Raw genomic sequence first — 22,024 nt, 5'->3', positions numbered from 1 at the left:
CAATGGCCCGCAAATCCCGCGTGCAAGCCGTCGAAGACCAAATCAAGGATCAAGCCTTCAGCGAACTTCAGGCGCTGATCGAAGAGTCCGACAAACTGCTCAAGAGCAGCGCCTCACTGGTAGGCGAAGAAGCGGAGACCCTGCGCGGACAAATCGCCCTGAAGCTGCAACAGGCGCTGGACTCCGTATCGAGCGTGCGCGACCGCACCAAACCGGCGGTCGAGGCCACCGAGAGCTACATTGGCGGCCATCCGTGGCAGACCGTGGCGATTTCCGCCGGTTTCGGTCTGGTGGTGGGCCTGCTGCTCGGTCGTCGTTGATCGACGTCTGACAAAAAACCTGTGGCGAGGGAGCTTGCTCCCGCTGGACTGCGCAGCAGTCCCCCTGTTCTTAAATAGACAAGGGGGGGGGGCCGCTTCGCAACCCGGCGGGAGCAAGCTCCCTCGCCACATTGGTTATCTGATAATTACTCCCCGGCCAGCTCTCGCAACTGCGCCAGCGTCTGCTTATCCAGCACAATCCCCTCGGCCAGCGATCTGGCCCGCTGCAAATGCCGACGATCACCCGGCAAGCGCTTCAACCCCACCCCATGCATCTGCCGCACCAGCTCTTCGCTGCGCTCGGCAAAGCTCTGCCCGGCAGCCTTGCCCGGGTCGATGACGATCAGCAGTTGTCCGGTCCACGGGGTCTTGGCCCCGGGATGGTTCGACCAGTCGAACTCGAAGGAAAAATTACCCCCGGTCAACGCCGCCGCCAACAGCTCGACCATCATCGACAGCGCCGAGCCTTTATGGCCGCCGAATGGCAACAGGGCGCCGCCCTCAAGAATGGCTTTCGGATCCTGCGTTGCCTGCCCAAGAGCGTCCACACCCATTCCGGCAGGCAGACGTTCACCCTTGCGCGCGGCAATCTGCACGTCGCCGTGAGCAATGGCGCTGGTCGCCAGATCGAAGACAATCGGCGCACCACCGGCCCGCGGCGCGGCAAAGGCAATCGGATTGGTGCCGAACAGCGGTCGATCGGCGCCATGCGGCACCACGCAGGTCATGCTATTGACCACGCTGAGCGCCACCAAACCTTCCTCGGCGAACGGCTCGACGTCCGGCCATAGCGCTGCAAAATGATGGGAATTGCGAATCGCCAATACGGCGATCCCGGCGTTGCGCGCCTTTTCCACCAGCAGCGAACGGGCAGCGGCCAGCGCCGGCTGGGCGAAACCGTTGCCGGCATCAACCCGCACGAAACCCGGAGCCACATCTTCGACTTGCGGCACAGCCTGTCCATTGACCCAACCGCTATTGAGCGTCGAGACATAACCGGGGATACGGAACACGCCATGACTGTGCGCACCGTCGCGTTCGGCACCGGCGCAGTTGGCAGCCAGGACTCGGGCGACGGACGCCGACGTACCGTGGCGCAGGAAAATCTTTTCAAGCAATTGCGTCAGCGCTTCGAGCGAGAGTGTGGACGCAACGGTGGAAGACACGGAATCGTGTGGCGCAGACATCTGAAGCTCCAGACTAATTATTGGAGGGAACAACAGCGTACGAACAGCTTGCCCAGCGATTAACCACGCCCGGTACGGGTGCTGTCAACCGTTGCGGTGCTGGCGTGTCGCTGCTAGCACATTGCGCTGCCACTTGTGCGGTAACTATGTACCACCCGTGCTATCGGCCCGGTCTTTAGTCTCGTGTCTCAATTTACCGGTGCACCGGCCGGTGCCCTGAACGAGACCCGATGATGCCTGCTCCCATTCCTCCCCTGCTGTTGCTGCCGACTCTCAACTCCCCCGGATCGTGGCGCGAGCTCGGCAATCTCCATCACATGTCCAGCGCTGACTTCCAATGGCTGAGTCACGTGCAACTGGCCACCCATGCCCTGCGCAGTCAGCAGTCCCCGCCCATGCTTGCCCAGCGCATCCTGCTCAATATCGATGGCGCGCCAGCGGTGCCCTTGGCGGGCAGCTTCATTCTCAGCGCCACCCCGGATGATCGCGGCATCCTGTTGTACACGCCTTTTGCCGGGCTGAAAAAACATGCCAGCCTCGCTAGCCTGACTGCGCATCTGGAACAGCATCTGAACAGCGCCCGTGAGGACGATCGGCTGCTGGCCCTGCTCGCCCTTTCCCAACGCAAACGACTGGCAGAACGGCACGCTATCAGCGTGACCTATCAGCTTGTCGAAGGCGATATCTTCGAGGATCAACGCGCCGCCATCGAGCACTGTCAGCAGCTCAACGTGCAGGCGATGCTTGATGAGTTGATGCAACTGCCCGAACTTGGCAGCCTGCTTCAGACCATTGTCGGCGCACTCCTGACGCCAACGATGCGCGGCGTCGACCAGACACGCACGCGCGTGAACCTGTACGCAACCACGACTGCAACCGACCCGGCATCGGCCGACCTTCCCTCACGACGCGAGCTTGCAGCGCTGTCGCTTGGCGATGCGTTGCTGTTGCACTATCGCCACACCGGATGGCCGGTTGGCCAGACCCATGAGTTTTCGCACCCGGGCCGGACTTTCCTGACCAGTGATCAGCAACACTGGGAGACAGCCGTCACCACGGCTTCAGGCAAACTGCTGGTGTTGCTGTACCAGCAAATGGAGCGCTACTGGAATGGGGCCAGCGCTGATGGCGCCTCGCGGCGCGAGGTATTTGCGCAGATCATTCGGCAGCAGGCGCTGGCGGACTTTTTGCTCAAACGCGAGGCTGGCATCATCGATCAACGCCAATTCGACAGCCTGCTGACGTCGCTGGGTTTCAGTGAACGTCTGGCACCTCGCGCAGCCGTGGAAACCGTGCGTTTATGGGAGCACCAGGCAAACTTCGTGGAACTGGCCGGTGCGCTGATGATCAGCCATTCCGACAGCTGCCTGTATACCCCGACTCACGGTTTGCAGGTACTCAGGGACTACGCAGATCTAAAATCCATGCTGCTCGGCAAGTTCGCCAGCCCCGGGCACGAAGACGAACTCTATGGTCTGTTGAGTCTCGACGAGCGCCAACGCTTCCTCGGCTTCGACCGGCCGCAGGTTTCCGGCAAATCGATTGCCGGAGACGTGTTCAGCGTACTGCTCGAGTTGATCATCACCAAGCAACGACAGAACATCGACTATGCCTTGCAGTTGTACCGGCACCGCGACGGCGTCGTGGATATACGCGCGCTGTTCGACACGGCCCTGGACATCCGTTCGATGCTCCACGAGCGCCTTGTGACACTGGATGCCCGCGGGCGCTGGAGCACCCGGCCGATGCTTACCGGTAACCAATTGCCCTCAAGGGTGCTGGCGGACACCGCCGCGGCCGAAGTTCGCAAGTTCGCCAGCATCATGCCGACCATCGCCGCAGACTTCGCCGCCCAGCCACTGACCGTCACGGCACTGCAGCGCACTTATCTGCGGGGCATCGCCGCGAAGCTGGCACACGCCCTGTCTGTCGGCATCAATGGCGAAGCACGGTTGAGAGTCCTGGACGGAACGCTGAGCCGTCATGCGCAAGCCCTGGTCGACACCGTGTTCAATCCGGATCACCCGGATCGCAGCCGCCGCAAGGCACTCAACGGGATTCGGCCGGATGCCTGGTCATTGACGTTACAGCTCGCCGGGCAGAGCGAAATGCTGCCGCTGGCCAACTGCGCTCTGGTCACGGAACGCGGTGGCCTCGATACGCAGCACTCGGGACGCGCGATTTTGTGGACACCAGCCCTGGGCCTGGAAGTTTTCCGCTCGATCGAGCACGCCAGACAGGTTTTGAACCAGCGGCTGCTGGATCCGCAAAAACGCCTGGTGCTGCTGGAAAACCTTTCACCACTGCACCAGAGATTCCATCAACACTACACGCTGGGACGGTTACAGCTGATCAGCGGCAATGTCCTGCAGGATCGCACCGATTCAGCGCTCGAACATTTTCTCCAGCGCTGTGAACAGGTGCGGGGCCGCCAATGGCCAACGCTGCGCGAAAACCAGATCCTCAAGACGTTGAGTGAGCAAGTGGTAGAGACCAACCTGCAACGCGCCACCGCTCTGGCGCAGGCCCTCGGCAAACAGCACTCCTTGCCTGCCTGGCTGGGAATGGCCAGGCTTGAAGATCAGCAGTTGCATCTGGAACTGCTGGAACAGTGGCGCCTCAGCGTCATAGACGACCAGGATTATCTCCACGCGCTGCCAACCTTGCGTGATGACATCAGGCAGACGCTTGAAACGCTGCTGAGCACCCGCTTGCAGAGGCAGGATCTCGACCCCGAACAGATCACCGTCACCCCGGCGCAGACCCTGATCGGGTCTGCGATGAGCCTGACCGATTTCGCCTTGAACCATGCGCATATTGCCCAGGACACTGCATTCACCCTCAGTTCGAGCACCCACCGGGCGCTGCCGACCGGACTTGACCAACAAGCGGTCAGAAGCCTGCTGTTGTCCTTGAACGTTGCGACAACATTTGCCGATAAAATCACAACGGCGTTATCCGTGGATGGCGTCGACGCCGAACAACGCAAGCTGCGTTTCATCCAGCAACTACCCTGGCAACTGCTGCAGCATGCCCATCAGCTACAACTGCAACAACGCTTGTCGCCGAAGGCTTTCGGCTTGATTTCACAGGTGCTCGACATGCCCGATGCCGTCGCTCGTGCGACCGTGCAAGGGGCCGATGCGATTGTCAGGCCATTGGCGCTGGTCAAAACCGCCGGGGAATCGGCGGTCAAGGCGCTGGGGCTGTACTTGATCGGCCCTGCGGGAAAACCCGGCCCTCAAGTGCTTTATACGCCCTACCATGGAGAGCACGCATTCACTGAGTTCGAGGACGAGGCGGCAGTGATCGCCGCGCTGAATACGCCGGGCTCACTGCAGGACTTGCTGCTGCGCCGCTTGCCGGAAAGTCAACGTTCGATCTTCAGCGCACGGCTCAAGGCGGACAGCGGCCAGACGAACGAGATGACCCTGGCCACCACCCCGATCGATGGCAACTTGCTGCTGCAGTTGTTCGACGACAACCTGGCTTTGTTGCCACACTTGCTGAGCGGCCATTCAATGCCGTCGGCGCAGGCGGATTGGGACGCCGCAAAGAACCTGTTCAGTTCAGGCATCCAGCAGATCCGGGGCCTGCTGCCGGGCAAACTCGCCTATGTGCAGTTTCTCTGGCAAAGCTTCAGGGATTTCATGGGCTCGGCCGAAGCGTTGCAGGATCACCACTGGAAACGTGCGCTGCAAACCTTTGTCGCCGGCACAGCGGAGATGATCAGTCTCGGGCGGTTGGCACTGGAGTCACGTCTGGAATCTCAAGCCGTGGCAGCGCCGCAACCACCGCAGCCAACCACGCTGAGCGTCCCCGTCCTGGCGCAGACAAAGCCGACCGATCCGCTGCGCACCTCGCTGCAGACATTCGAGGCTCCGACGATCGCGTTGAAGGATCTGACTCACAATGCAGCCGAGGGCACGTATCAGGACTTGAAAACCAAAGCGACCTACGCCCCCATCGCTGGCAAAGTCTATCCCGTGGGGCGGCCGGGAGCCGTCTGGCAAATCAAAGGTGCCGAGCAGCCAGGTCCGGTGCTGCAACACACCGCTTCCCGGCAACTGGTGCTGGATCCGGATCGCCATACCGTGCATTTCGGCAAGGCCATGTCGACGATGTTCAACCATTACGCCACCCATCGCCAGGCCCGGTACATGCTGAATATCGAAGCGCAGGGCATGGAAGAAATCCGCGCCCGCCATCCGGAAAAAGCAAGCATGTTGATTGAGGCAATTGATCTGGCCCGGCATTACGCATTCAACAGCCTGCACAATCTTGCCCAGTTGAGAAACTATGTGCCGGGCACCCGCCTCGATACTTTTCTCAAGTCTTTTTTCGACGTGCAACGGATTGATGCCGACATGCTCGACAAATTGAAGCAGGCCATCGTGCCGATCTGTGATGCATTGGTCGATCCAACAGAAGACCTGTTGAACACCAGTCGCTTTGTGGTCGGCTCGAACAGACACAGCAGCTCGGGGGTCATTGCCTTTGTACTGGGTGGCGATTTACTCAAGAAAGTCCACTTCACCGAAAAGTTCTTCAATCAAGGGCTGGAATGGTACAACACGGGCCTGACCGAACCTTTCAATGTTGACGGGCATGCACGGGCAGCGACGCTGATCCACGAGTTTTCCCATCAGTTCAGCAAGACCGTCGACATTGCCTCGCTGGAAGCGCGGCGCCCGTTTGCTGATCTGATTGCTACGGTGACCGGTTACGGAGCTGCCCGCAAACAGGTTCAAACGCGATTTCAGCGCGAAGCCCTGTCACTGTCCACGCCCCGTGTAGAGCTGTTTTCGCGCTGGAGCAATGACGCTCAGGAATGGCTGGATATCGACGAGATTGAGGGCATGGAACATGTGCGCAGGGAAGTTCTCAAGACCACGCGCACGAGGAATCTTGAGGACGCGCGAACGGCGTTTCTCAGCCCGACCAACCCGCATCCACGCATCGACACGATATTGCGCAATGCCGATTCGATCGCCTTTCTGATCTGCGAAATGGGCCGCCAACTAGATCCGGTGACCCAACCGCACGGAGGGCTCAACTGAGGCAAAAAAAATGCGCAGGCGGTTGGCCTGCGCATGGTTTATCGCCAGGTGAACTCAGTCTTTCTGGTCACGCAATACATTGCCCGAGGCGCCATCGATACGGAATTCATACACCGAACCGTCGGCCTTGCGGCCCTCGCCTTTCCAGTAGCCGTCATTGTCGGCCTCGATTTCATAGACTTCGACGTAACCGGCCTTGGTTTTCACGATCTCGATAGCCTTTTCGATGGTGACCCAGCCTGCACCGGGACGATCGGCCATGGCGGCACCGGCACTGAACAGAGCGGCGGTGGCGATTGCAGCGGCTAAGGTTTTTTTGATCATTTTTTCACTCCATTTGTGGATGATGTTCCTCGGATGTCCTGCTTTTTGGCGTCTGACGGAAAAATAAGTTCCACTTTGATGGGCAATTGCCATGACGGATATTCTCGGCGCAACGCCCGCAAGGTTAGAATGCAGCAAATCAGGACGAGTCAATGACCCAAGAATCCCTCTCGGAAGCCGAATACGATGCGATCACCGATGCCGCCGCGCACTGGTGCATGCGTCTGCACGCTGTCGACTGCTCCGCCGAGGAGCGTCTGGCTTTCGAGCAATGGCACGATGCGCATCCGCTGCATGCGTTCGAATATGAGGCCATGCTCGAAATCTGGGACGTTGCCGAACATCTGCCGCGTCCGCAGACGCCGCCGAGTGTGCCGCTGAATAAAACGCTGCCTGCCTGGCGTCGCTATGCAATCGCCGCAAGCGTCTGCGCGCTGGCCTTGCCACTGGCGGCCTACAGCGGCTGGAACCTGGGCTGGTTGCCCAATAGCTACCAGCATTTCGCAGCCACCGACACTGTCCGCCAGGTCACCTTGAAGGACGGCAGTCAGGTCGAGCTCAACCTCAATACCGAGCTGACCTTCAGCAATTACAAGGACGAACGCCGAGTCACCCTGGAAAAAGGCGAGGCGTTTTTTGAAGTCAGCCACGACCTCTCCCACCCGTTCGTGGTCAGGGCCGGCGAAGGCAAGATCCGCGTGACCGGCACCCGCTTCAATGTCTGGCTCTACGAAGATCAGGTGCGGGTCAACCTGATCGAAGGCTCGGTGCTGGTAACCAGCAACGCCGCCCTGCCCGGCGACGGTCTGCGCCTGGGGCCGGCCATGCAGGCACAGTACCGGCATGGCGACTACACGCCACAGATCAGCCAGACCTACGCCAACGACAACGCCCTGGCCTGGCGCAACGGCAAACTGGTGCTCGACAACCTGGCACTCAACGAAGCCTTGCCGCTGATCAATCGCTACCTGAGCAAACCGCTGAAACTGGCCGACGCCAACACCGGCGCGATCCGCGTCGGCGGCGTCTACAACGTCAAAGAACTCGGCGGCCTCGTCAACACCTTGCCCAAGGTGCTGCCGGTCTACCTGACGCGCAATAACGAGGGTGATCCGGTGATCAATTCGATACCGCGGCAGCCACCGAAGACTTGAAACCGAGCACCATTTGCCATGACTGACTCAGGGCAATAAAAAAGCCGCTGCCCCATCCCTGGGAGCAGCGGCTTTTTCATTCAGGCTGATTTACTGCGCAACCACCTCGGTGCTCTTGCCCGCCACCTCGCGAACGGTCTGCAGCTGATACTGCGGATCGGCCGTGATCTGCTGCTCAGTGAACGGCAGCACACTCCACTGCTTTTTCGAAAACGCCTCGGTCTGATCGCGGGAGTATTTCGACGCCGGGTCACTGGACAGCGAGAACGCCAGCAGCCCTTGAGCGTGCGGGCCCTTGTCGTCGAAGGTCACCACCTGCAGATAGCTGGTGCCGCTGACCACTTCGAGTTTGCCGTCTTCACGCGGCACACTCTGGATCGCGTTGTAGATCCCCAGCGTTCCCGGCCCGCCGTGGATTGCAGTTTGTTGAGCGCCGCTGCTCACCACCTGAATATCGCCCCAGCGGGTTTCAGGCTTGAGCCCCATTTTCTGCGCGGTGGCGGCCGACGCCAGCAGCGCTTCACGCAGTGCCTTGCTCACCGCCGGTTGCTCGATCGCCAACCCGCGTGGCGTATGTTGCGGGTCTTTTGGATCGAACGGCACACGCCAGACATCCGGCGACGCTTGCAGCACTTGCATGATGTTCTGGAAGTGCACCAGGCCAATGCCCGAATCCAGATTCGCCCGGCCGTCCCACCCCTTGAGACTCGCGCAAACCGGCTTCAACGCGGCCGCGTCCGCCCCCAGATCCGCAGCGCAAAACTTCAACAGATCCGGCAGCACCTGAGTCGCCAGATAGACGTTGTCGTCCATCACCATCTGTTGCAGATCCTTGACCGCCAGCGGGCCTTTTTTGCCGAGTGAATTCAGACGCTCAAGCGCAAATCGCGCACGCAGGCCCAGCGGTTGACCGTCCTGACTGATCAGCGGCGAGAACCCGGTCAGCGGTTGTGCCGGGTTCGCCAGCCACGCGGAGTCGTTGGAATGCTGGACAAAGTCCTTGCGCAACAATTGCGGCAGCTGGCTGGCGGCATAGATGCCCTTCTGCGCAGCTTGCGGATCGATATCCCAGGCGCAAGCGCTGTTGGAACCGTCCAGCACGATCATCTGCAAGCCGATGCGCGGGTCGCTGCACTTGGCCAGTTTGTCGGCGCTGACGTTCGGCACCACCGACAGGTTCATGTACAGCGTCTGCCCCTTGTCATCCACGGCCAGGGTGTTGACCCACGGAATGCCCTGAAGCTTGTGCACCGAATCCTGCAGATCCTTGAGGCTCGACGCCTGGTTCATCGCGTACCACTGCGTCAGCACGCGGTCATTGTCCAGGTTGGCGTCGCGCAGACTGTAGGCGTACTGATGATCCCAGTCGAGTTTGCCCGGCCACTGTACGATCGGGCCGAACTGCGAGCTGTAGACATCACGCGAAACCGGCACCACCTGACCGTCCGCCTGTTTGACCTGCACCGTGACCGTCTGCTTGTTCAGCGGCAGCGATTTGCCGTCGAGCAGGTAGCGGGTCGGGTCTTTCGGATCGAGTTGCAGGCGATACAGGGTGAAGTGTTTGGATGAATCCACGGTGTGGGTCCAGGCCAGATGCTGGTTGAAACCGATGTTGATCATCGGCAGCCCCGGCAAGGCTGCGCCCATGACGTCGAGCTTGCCCGGAATGGTCAGGTGCATCTGGTAAAAGCGCATGCCGCCGACCCACGGGAAATGCGGATTGGCCAGCAACATGCCGCGTCCGTTGAACGAGCGTTCGCTGCCGACCGCCACGGCGTTGCTGCCGCGATCCAGGGCGAAGCGCTGCAGGCGCGCGTCCGCCAACTGATAGGCCTGCGCATTGCTGCCGAGCTGCGCCGTGGCCTGCGGCGGCGTCGCGCCTGCCAGGGCTTCGGCGAACTGTCCGACCCCGCCCTCAACCAGCAAGCGCCGAGTGAGCTTAACCAGATCCTCGGCGGCGATATCACGCACCCACTCCCCCTGACACTGTTGCGGCAGCCCCTGCTGGCGGCGCTCGGCGAGATAGCGGTTGTAGCCCGCGGCATAACCTTCCACCAGATCGTGCACCTGCGCAGGTTGCGCGTCCCAGAAGGCTTTCACTGCGGCAGGCGTATTGAGCCAAGTAAAGAACAGGTCGCTGACGCGATTCTCGCGTTGCTCGACGGTGAACTGCTCCGGCCCGAAATAGCGCGAGCGCTGGCCATTGACCGTGACGATCTCGTTGGCCAGCAGACACAGGTTGTCCTGCGCGAAGGCGTAACCGATGCCGAAACCCAGGCCGCGCTCGTTCTCGGCGCGGATGTGCGGAACGCCAAACGCGGTACGGCGGATATCGGCACTGGCCTGGGTGGCGGGACTGAACGCATGGGCCGACAGACTGAGCCCGAGAAACGCGCTGGCGAGGGCCAGCCCGGTTAACTGCCTGGAAATAATCACACTCGCTCCTGATCGATAGATAGGACACGGATCGACGCATGCTTTGCGCAAGCTTCGAACTCGGTCTGAAGTTGACGCCTGCGCCTGGGCGCAAGGTGGCTGTTCAGGAAACGAATGCGGCAAAAAAATATTTAGCCCGTTAACTCAAGGTGCAAACCGGCGATGACGGGAAAACAACGAATAAGCGACAAAATTTCTACATATTTCCTTTCATGATTTGTCGTGCTGAAACGTCTTGTTTACTGAGAGCAGTCAAAACGTTTCCTGATCGGGCTCTAGAAAGGAGTAACCCCATGTACAACTCGCAACTACCAACGGACGGTAGCCAGGCGTCACAAGGAGCTGCCATGAGTTCCCGCGCGAGCAGTTTCGCCCCCAGCCCAGAACGCCTGGGTAATGAGCGCATTCGCCTGCTGCTGAAAAGCTTCGGCCTGCGCACCAGCCTGATTCGCCTGAAAGTCATCGACGCCCTGCTGGTCGCTGCGCAAAGCGATCGACGCCTGGGCGTGCGCGGTGTGCACAGCCAGTTGCTGGACCTGGATATTCCATTGTCCTTTCTCAGCGTGCGCGAAGTGTTGAAGCGTCTGTGTGCCGAAGGTGTGGTCACCTTCAATCCGGACAAGAGTTACAGCCTGCATCCACAGGCTGCTGCCGTGCTCAATCACGATTGAAGCGTCCCGCGATCGCCGTCAGGGTTTGACCTTGCGGCGCATCACCCCGTTGATCACCACCACGACCACCGCCACACCGATGGCGATGTACTGGAACATCTTCTGACTGATCATCCCGGCGTTTTGCAGCCAGGACAGGCCGAGCATGATCGCCAGCACCGACAAGGCGATCAGAATCGAGTATTTCAAACGTTGCTTCTGGGTCATTGACAGGTTCCTGAAACTTTCAAATGTATCCGGTTTGTATCCGATTGCATGCCATGCACATACCGTGTTGCGGGGATGAGCCTGGCTGAACGCGGTCTCATGTTACAGCCGATGAAGAGTTTTGGCTTCATGCCGGCGTAACCATGAGGATCCTTGAAATGTTCCGTCGAATCACCTGGCTGATTCCCGTCCTTGCCGTACTGACCTTGAACGGCTGCATCATTTTCCCCCACGGCGGCTGGCATGACGGCCACCATCGTTATCAGGAAGGCCCCGGTTATTACCAACATCGATAGGGGATGACTCCACTGGGTAAACGTTACAAATCGTGTTCCCACAACGACCGCGCCTACTGAAAAGTAGGCGCTTTCTGTCTGTAATCTGACCTGCGCACGTAGGACACTGATCAAGCTTTTGTAGGACTCTTTCGCGCCGCAACGTTTTGTGCATTTTTGATATTTCTCGTCATACCTGGCTGGTGTAAATCTCCCTCTCCACCCCCCTACTCTCTGCGCCCCTGATGCCGAACCACGAGCTCACCCGCGCATGCAAAGAACACTTATCGATATCAACCCCGGACAAGCCCTTGGCTTCTGTCTGGCCTTAACCCTGTTTGAACTGCTGACCTACATGGCCAGCGACCTGATCATGCCGGCAATGCTGACCGTTACCTCCGAGTTCGAAGCGGACGCGCGGCATGTTCCTTATGCATTCAATCTGTACCTGATCGGTGGAGTCTGCCTGCAGTGGCTGATTGGCCCACTCTCCGACCGCTTTGGCCGGCGGCGTCTGCTGTTGAGCGGATGCCTGCTGTTCGGTGCGGCCTGTGCCGCAACCTTCATCACCAGCAGTATCGAAGCATTCAACCTGTTGCGGCTGATACAGGGGATGGGGCTGGGCTTCGTCGTGGCCGTCAGTTATCCGGCCCTGCAGGAAGTTTTCCGTGAAGCGGATGCCGTGCGCCTGATGGCGCTGCTGGGCAATGTGGCATTGCTCTCGCCGTTGCTCGGGCCATTGCTCGGCAGCCTGCTGCTTGAATGGCTGAGCTGGCGAACACTGTTTCTCGGCCTGGGTCTGGCGGCGGTTGTTGCCTGGCTGGGCCTGTATATCTGCATGCCCGAGACCATCGGCGTCATGCGCAACGACGGCCAGCAACAGGCGCCGGTGGCGTTCAACGGACGGCAGATTGGACAGCGCTATCTGACTTTGCTCGGCAACCGCAACTTTCTGTACGCCAGCCTCGCACTGGGTTTGATGAGCCTGCCACTGATCGCCTGGATCGGACTGTCGCCGCTGCTGCTGATGCAGTTGCTGGGCCTGTCCTCGCGCGAATACGGGCTGTGGCAGATCCCGGTCTTCTGCGCCGTGATTGCCGGCAATCTGATCCTTGATCGCCTGCTCGTCAGCCACTCGCTGCCCCGGGTCATTCGCGTTGCGCTGTGGCCATTGTGCCTGGGCTTGATCGCATTGATCGGCACAGCCCTGTCGAGCGCTGCGCTGCCGCTGCTGATTGCCAGCCTGTCGCTGTATGCCATTGGGCTGGGCATGAGCAACGCGGCGCTGTACCGGCTGGCACTGTTCGCCAGCGATGACAGCAAGGGCCTGGTTTCCGCAACCATCGGCATGCTCTCGATTGTCGTGATGGGCGCAGGCGGTTCGCTGATAGCAGCCGTCGGGGGCGCCGAAAGTCTCGAGAGTTTCGCCCTGTGGGCGGCACTTGGAGGCTTGCTGTGCCTGCCTCTCATCCAGCGTTTTCTGCAGCAGTCCGTGCAACCCACCCTTCCACCGGCTACACCAAAGGATGACCGCTAATGCACTCTTTCCCTCACAGCGACGCACTCTGTGCGTCAACCGCTGCCTACTGCCCGGGCTCGGTGGCGCCCGGTCTGTTTGATCGGGCCATGGTCGAAATCACTCGTTTTCACATCGAACAGACCCCGGGTTATGAGCATTGGCTGAACGCCAATGGTGTCGAAGCCAAAGACCTCGAAACCTTTGATGACTGGTCGCACCTGCCACCGATTTTTGCCAACTTCTTCAAACAGCATTTGCTGCTCAGCCCCACTGGCGAGGACGCGCTGGAACTGACGTCCTCCGGCACCAGCGGGCAGAAAAGCCGCATGCGTTATGACGCGCGCAGCCTCGGCGCAGCGCAGTACATGGTCGAGCGGATATTCGCGCAGTACGGCTGGATCACACCGCATACGCCCTGCAATTACCTGTTGCTGAGTTACGAACCCCAGACGCGGATCACCCTGGGCACATCGTTCACCGATCAGTTCCTGTGTGGCTTTGCCCCGGTCAATCGGGTGGTGTATGCGCTGCGGGCTGACGGCGACAGTCATCGGTTCGATCTGTTCGGCGTGATAGCAGCTCTGCAAGCCTTTGCCGAAGAAGGTCTACCGGTGCGCATCTTCGGTTTCCCGGCCTTTCTCTGGGAAACCCTGCAACGCATGCGCGCCACCGGCGTGACGGATCTGCAACTGCCGGCGGGATCGTTGGCGTTTTTTGGCGGTGGCTGGAAAACCCGTGCCGCCGAAGAAGTCCCGAAACAACAGCTGTACGCACGGATCCAGCAGCAGTTGGGCATCGATACCAAAGACTGTCGCGATGGCTACGGCGCCGTCGAGCACGCGGTGCCTTACATCGAGTGTGCCCACCACCATTTTCATGTGCCGGTCTATTCGAAAGTGTACGTGCGCAGCCCCGTGGACTTTTCGGTCCTGCCCTATGGGCAGTGCGGCCTGCTCAGCCTGGTCTCCCCATACATTTCATCAAGTCCCGCCCATGCGGTGGTCATGAGTGACCTCGCCACGCTGTATCCCGCTGCGAGTTGCGGCTGTGGGCTGACGAGCGACTGGTTCCAACTGCATGGCCGCGCCGGCACTGCAGCCGCGAGGAGCTGTGCCATGGCGGCTTCCGAATTGCTGGGGAGACACTGATATGTATTTGATCAATGGAAAACTGCACGCCGACTGCGATCTCGACAGTGCGTTGCAACAACTTTATCTGCAACTGCCACATCAGCTGCAGACACCCCTTGAGACCTCCACATTGCTAACCGCTGCGCAGGCATTCGCCGAACGCCTGCAGCATCAGCCTCTGGAGCTGGCACTCGACACCGATCAGCGCCAGGCCCTGATCGACTTCTGCCAGCCTGCCACGCTGCAGGCAAAGCTTGATCGTGAGCTGGGCCTGCAACCCGATTCACTGCGGCGCATCGACTATCGGCAGTCGCGTTTCGAGCGCTGGAGCCCCCTGGGTCTGGTGGTTCATGTCACCCCGGCCAACGCACCGCTGCTGGCATTCTGTGCGGTACTGGAGGGTTTGTTGAGCGGCAACGTCAACTGGCTGCGCCCCAGCAGCAGCGACGACGGATTCACTGCGCGCCTGCTGCAGGTGTTGCTGGAGTGTGACTCGAGCGGGCAACTCGGAGGTTACGTCGCGGTACTGCCGACAACGACCGGGCAAATCGCTCAGCTGTGCAGACACGCCAACGGTGTCTCCGCCTGGGGTGGCGAAACAGCCCTGCAAGCCATTCGGCTGCAGATTCCGCCGGGATGCCGCTGGATCGACTGGGGGCACCGCATCAGCTTCGCTTATCTGACCCCGGACGCAGCGTCACCGGCAGTCCTGGATGCGCTGGTGGATGAAGTCTGCCGCCTCGATCAGCAAGCCTGCTCCAGCCCGCAATGGCTGCTGGTGGACAGTGACGACGAGGCCGTTCTGAACGACATCGGTACCGAACTGGCCGCCGCGTTCGAGCGTCGCGCCGGGCAATGGCCGGCCCTTACCCCGACGCTTGAAGAGGCCTCGCAAATCACCACCGGTACGGCAATGGCACGGCTGGCCCAGAGTTTTGCCGGACAGGCCGGTCGGGTCTGGAGTACGCCGCACTGGCGGGTGATCTGGAGCCATGACCGTCAGCTCGAACCTTCTGCGCTGTTTCGCAGCCTGCTGCTCAAACCCCTGCCCCGCGAACAGCTCGGCGCTACGCTGTTGCCGTGGCGCAACGTGCTGCAGAGCTGTGCCTTGCTCTGTCATGAGGCGCAGATCGGCGAACTGGCGCAGTCGCTGATCGCCGCCGGTGTGACCCGCATCGCCCCGATCGGAGCCATCCATGACGGCTACGACGGCGAACCCCATGACGGTGTCTATGCCCTGCAGCGCCTGAGCCGCCGCGTGTCGGTCGCCCTGACGCCGGACTCGCTGGCGAGTCACGCCACCCTTGACCGCCAGCCTCCTCCACCCGCGCTGGCGGGGGTGCCGATCATGGACAAGGCGACGTTTATCAGTCAGCCACCGAACGCCAGGGCGCAACTGTACTTTCGTTCCGGTGGCAGCAGCGGCACGCCCACACTTTCCGGTTTCAGTTACCACGATTTCCAGCGCCAGATGCGTGCGACCGCCGACGGCCTGCTGGCGGCCGGCCTGGATCCGGCGCGAGACAAAGTCATGAACCTGTTCTTCAGCGGTGGGCTGTACGGCGGGTTTTCGAGTTTTGCCAAGGTGCTGGAACAACTGGAGGCCCGACACTGGCCGATGGGCGCTCCGGCGGATGACGATTATCGCGAGATCGCGCAACTGATCGTGCAACAACGGATCACCGTGCTGATCGGCATGCCCAGCACCGTGCACCGGCTGTTTCTGAACGAACAGCAGACGCTGCAGCGCTACGGCGCCATCGACAAGGTTTTTCTCGGTGGCGAGCATGTGAGCGAGCCCACCCGCGAGTTGTTGCAAAGTTGCGGTGTCAGGCTGATCCGGTCGGCGATTTACGGCAGTGTCGATGCCGGCCCCCTGGGCCATGCCTGCCAGGCCACGGCAGACGGTGTATTCCACCTGATGAGCGACATCCAGCACCTGGAAATCGTCGACTTCGATCATGACACGCCAGTCAATCACGGTGAGTCCGGTCGTCTGCTGGTGACCTCCCGGGCGCGTCAGGGCCAGTCCGTGCAGCGCTATGACGTCGGTGACAGCGGACGCTGGCTACCCGGCCCATGTGCCTGCGGTCTGACCTCACCGCGCTTCGAACTGTTGCAACGGCACGGCAAGCTGCTGCGCATCGGCACCGATTTCATTTCGCTGGCAACGCTGGAGCAGCTCCTGCAAGTACCGTTTCAACTGGTCCTCGACCACGGCCCTGACGGCCTGGAACGCATGCTACTGCGCAGCCCTCTGGAACCGGCTCAGGCCAGTCTTCGGCTACAGGGCTATCAGACGCTGACCACGCTGGTGCAGACCGGACTGCTCACCGTGGACGTCGAGCAATGTGCCATTGAGCAATTTGCCCGAAACAGACACAGCGGCAAGACGCCGCCAGTGATTGATTCACGTCGCTGAAAACGGGCGCCGGCTGGCGCCCCACCGCTCCTTTCCATAAGAAAACCCCATGAACACCACCGTAGATCTGCAGGCCTTGCTCGGTTTTGCTCGCCGACATTCGACTTATTACCGTGAACACTTCAAAGATGTCACAGAACCCTTCAACGGCTTGAGCGGGTTGCCCCTGATCGACCCCACGCAGTACTGGCGCGGCTGCCAGCCCCCCCAGCAGTGGCCGCTATTGACCGGCCCGACGGCGGATGCGCTGGTCTTCAAGACCGGGGGTACGACCGGTTCAGGCAAACTGTCGCTGTTCACCCGCGCAGAATGGCAAACCCTGACGCGCGATTTCGGCAGCCACCTCACGGCGCAGCTGAACCCCGGCGACCGGGTTGCCAATCTGTTCTTCGTCGGCGATCTGTATGCCAGCTTCATTTTCGTCCACGATGCCTTGGCACATGTCGAGACGCCCGTCAGCGAGTTTCCGTTCACCGGGGCCGTCGACAGCGCCGTACTGGCCGAGTCGATCGTTGCGAACAGGATCAATGTGCTCGTTGGCGTGCCGGCGCAACTGCTGAAATTTGCCGCCTGGCTCGAGCGCCGGTCGCAGATCCTGGAAGGAGTCGAAACCCTGCTCTACGGTGGCGAGAGCCTGTTCGGCGCACAGCTGCAAGTGCTGCGCCGGGTGCTCCCGAATGCGCGTATTGCCTCCATCGGTTACGCCAGCGTCGATGCCGGACTGATCGGCGTCAGCACCCGCGATTGCGCCCTGGGCGAACACCGGATGCTGGAGCGCCATAGCGTGCTGGAGATCATCGATGAAGTGAGCGGCGCTATCATCGAAGAATGCGACCGTAACGGCAGGCTGGTCATGACCAATCTGACCCGTCGCCTGATGCCCGTCATCCGCTATCCCGTCGGCGATCTGGCGTGCTGGCGTGAACCGGCCGGCACGCCCATGCGCAAATTCGCGCTGATGGGACGCAGCATGAGCAGCCAGCGAGTGCGGGTGGGTGTTTTGACTCTGGACATCAGTGACATTGGCGATCTGGTGCAAAGCCTCGGTACCAGCGCCGACTGGCAATTGGTCATCGAGCAGCAGGGGAAAAAAGACCTGCTGAGCCTCAGATGGGTACCCGACACGCGAATGCCTGATATCGCCAAGGCGAACGCACGCCTGCGGAGCGCGCTGATCGAGCAATACCCGTTGATCGAGAAGCTGCATGACGATCAGTTGCTCGATCTGCATGTGATCGCCTGCGCCAGCGATGAGCTGACATCTCATCCACGTTCCGGCAAGCATCAGCCGGTCGTGGATCGGCGCGACTATCAGACCCCGTGCGAGCAGCAAACATGATGGACAGGACAACCCTGCGACGTTATCGCATCACCGACGCACCGGCAGTCAGTGACCTGTTCGAAGCAATCTACGGCACTCATTATCCTCAACCGCATGTGTATCTGCCGTGCATGATCAGTCAGAACCACAGTGACGGACGCTGGCACTCGCTGGTGGCGGTGCTGAACGAGCAGATTCGCGGGCATGCCACCCTGTTTCGCCAGTCTGGCAGATCCTCACTGGCAGAACTGGCACTGACGGTGGTACACCCGGACACTCGCGGGCAAAACATCGCCACCCAGTTGGGCCGACAATTGCTGATTCACGCCCAGGCCCTGGATTGCCGGGGCGTCACCATCAAGCAGGTCACGCATCATCCGTATACACAACGTATGGCCGCCAGTCTCGGCTTTCACAGCTGCGGTCTGTTGCCGGATTACACATCTTCGCCCTTCGATGGACGAAGCCGAGAGACGATCGTTGTCGGCCATTACAATATCGATGGCTTTCGACGCCCGCTGCCTGCGCTGGCCTGGCCGACGGATTGCGGCGAATTGATGTCGCATCTGGAGGCGGTGTTTGGCACCACCGACAAAGCCGCGCCCTGGAGAGGCCCGAAAGTCCATGTCGAACACACCTCGGGGCGCTATGACATTGTGCTCAAGGAACTCGATGACAACCTGCTCAGGCAAGTGGAAAGACTGCCGGCAAACTGGCTGGTTTCAGTCAGGCTCAGACTCGCCCAAGGGTTTCCCGGTGCACTGGGCAAACTTGTCGATGCGGGATTCGCTTTCACCGGGATCGTCCCCGATGAGCGTAGCGAAGGCTGGCTGGCGCTGTTTCATCGCGGCTATCAACCCTCGACGCTGACATTGCACTGCCCGCACATGCAACGCTTGCAGGACCAGGCCCGACAGGCCGGCGAAATGTACCGGTGCTAGAAACACACACGGCCCGCCCAAAGAATGGGCGGGCCGTTGTTCAAGGCTCAGGCCTTGGCTTTGACGCCTTGGTCCGCCGGTTTCGGCGCGTTGCCTTCACCGTAGGTTTTCAGGTTTTGCAGAACGTAGATCGCCTTTTTGAATTCAGGGATCAGGTTCTTGCCGTAGGCATTGCCATTGAGGCCATTGTTCTGGATCGCGTCGAGCTGAGTCGCGAAATACTCCAGCGCGTTGAATTTGGCATCAACGTCTTTGGTCACGCCGAACCGGTCGAACTTGTCGCCGGCATTGAGCAACGTGAACGACGTGATCTCGGAGATCAGCCCGCGGCTGCGCAGGAAAACGCTCAGATTGCCCAGTTGTTTTACCGAAGTGTTCGACGGATCGAAGCCCTTGATGTTCCTGCGCAGGCCCTGCTTGTCCATTTCCGCGGTGTTCAGCGCGTTCGGATCGTTACCGACCATGGTCAGCATCTGCTGCACCTTGACGCTTTGACTCACCTGCTTTTTCGCGCCCGTATTACGAACCAGCAACCCTGCCTTGCTCTCCCAGCCGCCGACAATGCCGATCGTCATGAGAAGACTCCCTGTGAAATAGCCATGAAATGTCCTTGCTGGACTACTCGAATGCCGGGAAGTATCTACCGGCGAACTAATGGCACCAACCCTTTTAGTGCAGTCGCTTACAATTTCTGTACATTCTTGATACAAATCCTCAGAAGCTTACTGTATCGCGGTTTCATGGCAGTTTGACGATGGCGGCGATGCTTTTTTTGCGCCGCTTGACGAGGGGTTCAATTCATTTGTATCGGGGTCGATACCCCCCATCTGTCAGCCCGACGCTTTCTTGCACGAAAGTACCTAAAGCTTCCCCGTTCGCCGACGATACGCTGGTGTGACCCCGCCGTTTTCCCCTCGACCCCACAATAAGAATCCCAGCTCAAGGACCGGTATCCATGCCCGCATTCCGCACCATTCAGGCTCGCTACACGTTATTTCTGGTTCTGTTCATCCTGCTGCTGTCGGTGCTGACCGTGGTCGGTATCAGCCAATTGGTCGCGCCCAAGCTGCGGCATACCGAAGAACAGGTGGTGCTCAACCGGATTGCCGAAGTTGCCGAACAGATCCAGGGCGAGTTGAACAAAGTCCAGGCGCAGCAGCGCAGCATCACCCAGACCATTCCCCTGCTCGACAGCGCGGCCATCGACACGGTGTTGCCGGGGCTGGTGGATCAGTACGGCGAGCTGAAAGTCTTCGGTGGCGGGATCTGGCCACTGCCGGGTCAGCGTGAGGCCGGGCGCAACAAGTTCAGCACCTTCTGGCACCGCGATGCCTCGGGCAAACTGGCGGTGAACACCTTCTGGAACAGTGACGCGGCGCCCAACTACTACGATCAGAGCTGGTACAAGGGCGGCATGCAGACCCCACGCGGCCAGTGCGCCTGGGCTGCAGCCTATAAAGACGACGCCAGTGCCGAGCCGCGCACCAACTGCGCGATGGCGATCCAGAAAAACGGTGCGGCCTGGGGCGTGTCGACCATCGACGTAACGCTGGGTTTCTTCAACGATCTGGTGGCGCGCAAGGAAAAAGACCTCAACGCCGAAATGCTGATCGTCGAGGCCGACGGCAAGATCATCAGCAACAGCTCGCGCATCAGCGGCCCGATCGTGCTGAAGAACATCAGCGAGCTGGCCGCCGGCTCGACCTTCGCCAGTCAGGTCAAGGCTGGCCTGCAGAACCGGGATCAGGCGCAACGCGTCGAGTTCGACAACAACGGCGAAGCCAGCACCTTCTTCATGCGCCCGATCGAAGGCACGCCGTGGTTCCTCGCCACCGCTCTGCCAACGAAAATGCTCACCGCCCAGCGTGACGACGTCCTCAGCAGCCTGAGCCTGTTACAGATTCCGCTGGTGATCCTGCTGGTGCTGTTGCAGGTCTATGCGATTCGCCAACTGGTTTCGCGGATGAAAGCGCTGAAGGCCAACATCGACTTGCTGTCCAGCGGCGATGCGGATCTGACCCGGCGCATTACCATCCGCGCCGAAGACGAACTGGGCGCCATCGGTCACTCGGTCAACACCTTTATTGCCTATCTGCAGAACATGATCGGTGAAGTCACCCAGGCGACCGGCGCCATGGCTTCGAGCCTGGACGACCTGCAGCGTACGTCGGCGAACACCAGCCAGATTCTGCTGCGCCATGCTTCGGAAACCGATCAGACCGTCACCGCCATCACCGAAATGAGTTCGACGGCCGAAAGCGTTGCGCAGAATGCCGCTGAAACCGCAGCGTTCACCCAGCGCGCCAACGAAAACGCCGACCGCTCGCGGGTCGTGGTCGGTGAAGCGACCAACAGCGTGGTGGCCTTGATCGACGAAGTGGCCAGCGCCACCAAAAAAGTCGAGAACATGCAGCAGGACGCGCAGCGCATCACCGAGATTCTCGGGGTGATCGGCGCAATCGCCGGGCAGACCAACCTGCTGGCACTTAACGCCGCCATCGAGGCCGCCCGGGCCGGTGAACAGGGTCGCGGCTTTGCCGTGGTAGCGGATGAAGTCCGCGCCCTCGCTGCCCGCACTCAGGCCAGTACCTCGGAAATCAACGAGATGCTGACCCGCCTGACGCAAGGCGTGAGTTCCTCGGTCAGCGCCATGGAAAACACTCAGGCCAGTTGCCAGTCCGCCGCCGACGCCACCGCGCGGGTTAACTCGGGTCTGGATGAAATGGCCGGTTCGGTCAGCCACATCAACAGCCTCAGCACGCAAATCGCCACCGCTGCCGAACAGCAAAGTGCGGTGACTGAAGAGATCAACCGCAGCATGGTGCAGATCCGCCACATGGTCGAAGAACTGGTGCACAGCGGCCAGGCCAGCGAACTCAACACCCGCCAGCTGCTGGAAGCCAACAACCGGGTGAGCGCGATCATGGGTCGGTTCAAAGTCCGGTAACCCCCATTCTCCTGTAGGAGCTGCGGCACGCTGCGATCTTTTGACTTTGATTTTATGAACCAAGATCAAAAGATCGCAGCGTGCCGCAGCTCCTACAGGGGGCGTGTTTT

The 22,024-nt window shown here is 60.5% G+C and carries 16 protein-coding genes; 11 read left to right on the top strand and 5 right to left on the bottom strand.

From position 1 onward, the window contains the following. The first annotated feature begins 2 nt into the window (after nucleotides 1-2). Complete coding sequence (locus BW33_RS26260) at nucleotides 3-320, top strand: DUF883 family protein (protein WP_047602264.1); 318 nt, start codon at nucleotides 3-5, stop codon at nucleotides 318-320. Nucleotides 321-466: 146 nt separating this feature from the next. Here the strand turns inward: BW33_RS26260 and BW33_RS26255 are convergent, their stop codons facing one another. Beyond that, nucleotides 467-1,507: an Ldh family oxidoreductase gene (locus BW33_RS26255; RefSeq protein WP_047602262.1), complete on the bottom strand. Its 1,041-nt coding sequence runs from the start codon at nucleotides 1,505-1,507 to the stop codon at nucleotides 467-469. 233 nt (nucleotides 1,508-1,740) lie between these two features. On the opposite strand from BW33_RS26255, the gene BW33_RS26250 reads away from it, so the two are divergent. Next, nucleotides 1,741-6,567 (top strand): DUF6543 domain-containing protein, encoded by a 4,827-nt coding sequence (locus BW33_RS26250; protein WP_047602446.1) that lies wholly within the window; start codon nucleotides 1,741-1,743, stop codon nucleotides 6,565-6,567. A gap of 54 nt (nucleotides 6,568-6,621) precedes the next feature. Here BW33_RS26250 and BW33_RS26245 read toward each other — a convergent pair whose 3' ends face one another. Next, nucleotides 6,622-6,891: a PepSY domain-containing protein gene (locus tag BW33_RS26245; protein WP_007961867.1), complete on the bottom strand. Its 270-nt coding sequence runs from the start codon at nucleotides 6,889-6,891 to the stop codon at nucleotides 6,622-6,624. A 152-nt stretch (nucleotides 6,892-7,043) separates the two neighbouring features. Between BW33_RS26245 and BW33_RS26240 the strand changes: the two genes are divergently transcribed. Next, complete coding sequence (locus BW33_RS26240; RefSeq protein WP_047602261.1) at nucleotides 7,044-8,045, top strand: FecR family protein; 1,002 nt, start codon at nucleotides 7,044-7,046, stop codon at nucleotides 8,043-8,045. 90 nt (nucleotides 8,046-8,135) lie between these two features. Here the strand turns inward: BW33_RS26240 and pvdQ are convergent, their stop codons facing one another. Next, a complete protein-coding gene (gene pvdQ, locus BW33_RS26235) occupies nucleotides 8,136-10,481 on the bottom strand; it encodes a bifunctional acylase PvdQ (protein ID WP_047602260.1) in 2,346 nt (781 codons plus the stop codon). A gap of 293 nt (nucleotides 10,482-10,774) precedes the next feature. Between pvdQ and BW33_RS26230 the strand changes: the two genes are divergently transcribed. Beyond that, nucleotides 10,775-11,152 (top strand): fe2+ zn2+ uptake regulation protein, encoded by a 378-nt coding sequence (locus tag BW33_RS26230; protein WP_045122207.1) that lies wholly within the window; start codon nucleotides 10,775-10,777, stop codon nucleotides 11,150-11,152. A gap of 18 nt (nucleotides 11,153-11,170) precedes the next feature. Here BW33_RS26230 and BW33_RS26225 read toward each other — a convergent pair whose 3' ends face one another. Beyond that, a complete protein-coding gene (locus BW33_RS26225) occupies nucleotides 11,171-11,359 on the bottom strand; it encodes a hypothetical protein (RefSeq protein WP_047602259.1) in 189 nt (62 codons plus the stop codon). Nucleotides 11,360-11,517: 158 nt separating this feature from the next. On the opposite strand from BW33_RS26225, the gene BW33_RS30065 reads away from it, so the two are divergent. From BW33_RS30065 to BW33_RS26200, 6 genes are all read left to right on the top strand, one after another. After that, complete coding sequence (locus BW33_RS30065) at nucleotides 11,518-11,655, top strand: hypothetical protein (protein ID WP_177327530.1); 138 nt, start codon at nucleotides 11,518-11,520, stop codon at nucleotides 11,653-11,655. A gap of 250 nt (nucleotides 11,656-11,905) precedes the next feature. Next, nucleotides 11,906-13,171 carry an MdfA family multidrug efflux MFS transporter gene (locus tag BW33_RS26220; protein WP_047602258.1) on the top strand — a complete coding sequence of 422 codons (1,266 nt, stop codon included), beginning with the start codon at nucleotides 11,906-11,908 and terminating at the stop codon, nucleotides 13,169-13,171. Next, a complete protein-coding gene (locus BW33_RS26215; protein ID WP_047602257.1) occupies nucleotides 13,171-14,301 on the top strand; it encodes a LuxE/PaaK family acyltransferase in 1,131 nt (376 codons plus the stop codon). The genes BW33_RS26220 and BW33_RS26215 overlap by 1 nt, the downstream gene beginning before the upstream one ends. Nucleotide 14,302: 1 nt before the next feature. Continuing rightward, nucleotides 14,303-16,705 carry an acyl-CoA reductase gene (locus tag BW33_RS26210; RefSeq protein WP_047602256.1) on the top strand — a complete coding sequence of 801 codons (2,403 nt, stop codon included), beginning with the start codon at nucleotides 14,303-14,305 and terminating at the stop codon, nucleotides 16,703-16,705. Between the two features lie 49 nt (nucleotides 16,706-16,754). Continuing rightward, the gene (locus tag BW33_RS26205) at nucleotides 16,755-18,044 is read left to right on the top strand and encodes a phenylacetate--CoA ligase family protein (RefSeq protein ID WP_047602255.1); all 1,290 of its coding nucleotides are present in this window, start codon (nucleotides 16,755-16,757) and stop codon (nucleotides 18,042-18,044) included. Next, nucleotides 18,044-18,967, top strand: a complete 924-nt coding sequence (locus tag BW33_RS26200; protein ID WP_047602444.1) for a GNAT family N-acetyltransferase — start codon at nucleotides 18,044-18,046, stop codon at nucleotides 18,965-18,967. The genes BW33_RS26205 and BW33_RS26200 overlap by 1 nt, the downstream gene beginning before the upstream one ends. A 47-nt stretch (nucleotides 18,968-19,014) precedes the next feature. On the opposite strand, the gene BW33_RS26195 is transcribed toward BW33_RS26200, so the two are convergent. Next, the gene (locus BW33_RS26195) at nucleotides 19,015-19,542 is read right to left on the bottom strand and encodes a hypothetical protein (protein WP_047602254.1); all 528 of its coding nucleotides are present in this window, start codon (nucleotides 19,540-19,542) and stop codon (nucleotides 19,015-19,017) included. Between the two features lie 380 nt (nucleotides 19,543-19,922). Between BW33_RS26195 and BW33_RS26190 the strand changes: the two genes are divergently transcribed. Further along, nucleotides 19,923-21,914, top strand: a complete 1,992-nt coding sequence (locus tag BW33_RS26190) for a methyl-accepting chemotaxis protein (RefSeq protein WP_047602253.1) — start codon at nucleotides 19,923-19,925, stop codon at nucleotides 21,912-21,914. Nucleotides 21,915-22,024: the final 110 nt, after the last annotated feature.

Origin of the sequence: Pseudomonas sp. RIT288 (genome assembly GCF_000631985.1) — a bacterium.
Taxonomy (GTDB): Bacteria; Pseudomonadota; Gammaproteobacteria; order Pseudomonadales; family Pseudomonadaceae; genus Aquipseudomonas.
Note: the sequence above shows the minus strand (reverse complement) of the source record. Positions and strands in the feature narration are given on the sequence as shown.

Bases quoted from the DNA above. Each gene is read 5' to 3' on its own strand.
- BW33_RS26260 (WP_047602264.1), top strand. From the start codon at position 3: ATGGCCCGCAAATCCCGCGTGCAAGCCGTCGAAGACCAAATCAAGGAT.
- BW33_RS26255 (WP_047602262.1), bottom strand. From the start codon at position 1,507: ATGTCTGCGCCACACGATTCCGTGTCTTCCACCGTTGCGTCCACACTC.
- BW33_RS26250 (WP_047602446.1), top strand. From the start codon at position 1,741: ATGCCTGCTCCCATTCCTCCCCTGCTGTTGCTGCCGACTCTCAACTCC.
- BW33_RS26245 (WP_007961867.1), bottom strand. From the start codon at position 6,891: ATGATCAAAAAAACCTTAGCCGCTGCAATCGCCACCGCCGCTCTGTTC.
- BW33_RS26240 (WP_047602261.1), top strand. From the start codon at position 7,044: ATGACCCAAGAATCCCTCTCGGAAGCCGAATACGATGCGATCACCGAT.
- BW33_RS26230 (WP_045122207.1), top strand. From the start codon at position 10,775: ATGTACAACTCGCAACTACCAACGGACGGTAGCCAGGCGTCACAAGGA.
- BW33_RS26225 (WP_047602259.1), bottom strand. From the start codon at position 11,359: ATGACCCAGAAGCAACGTTTGAAATACTCGATTCTGATCGCCTTGTCG.
- BW33_RS30065 (WP_177327530.1), top strand. From the start codon at position 11,518: ATGTTCCGTCGAATCACCTGGCTGATTCCCGTCCTTGCCGTACTGACC.
- BW33_RS26220 (WP_047602258.1), top strand. From the start codon at position 11,906: ATGCAAAGAACACTTATCGATATCAACCCCGGACAAGCCCTTGGCTTC.
- BW33_RS26215 (WP_047602257.1), top strand. From the start codon at position 13,171: ATGCACTCTTTCCCTCACAGCGACGCACTCTGTGCGTCAACCGCTGCC.
- BW33_RS26210 (WP_047602256.1), top strand. From the start codon at position 14,303: ATGTATTTGATCAATGGAAAACTGCACGCCGACTGCGATCTCGACAGT.
- BW33_RS26205 (WP_047602255.1), top strand. From the start codon at position 16,755: ATGAACACCACCGTAGATCTGCAGGCCTTGCTCGGTTTTGCTCGCCGA.
- BW33_RS26200 (WP_047602444.1), top strand. From the start codon at position 18,044: ATGGACAGGACAACCCTGCGACGTTATCGCATCACCGACGCACCGGCA.
- BW33_RS26195 (WP_047602254.1), bottom strand. From the start codon at position 19,542: ATGACGATCGGCATTGTCGGCGGCTGGGAGAGCAAGGCAGGGTTGCTG.
- BW33_RS26190 (WP_047602253.1), top strand. From the start codon at position 19,923: ATGCCCGCATTCCGCACCATTCAGGCTCGCTACACGTTATTTCTGGTT.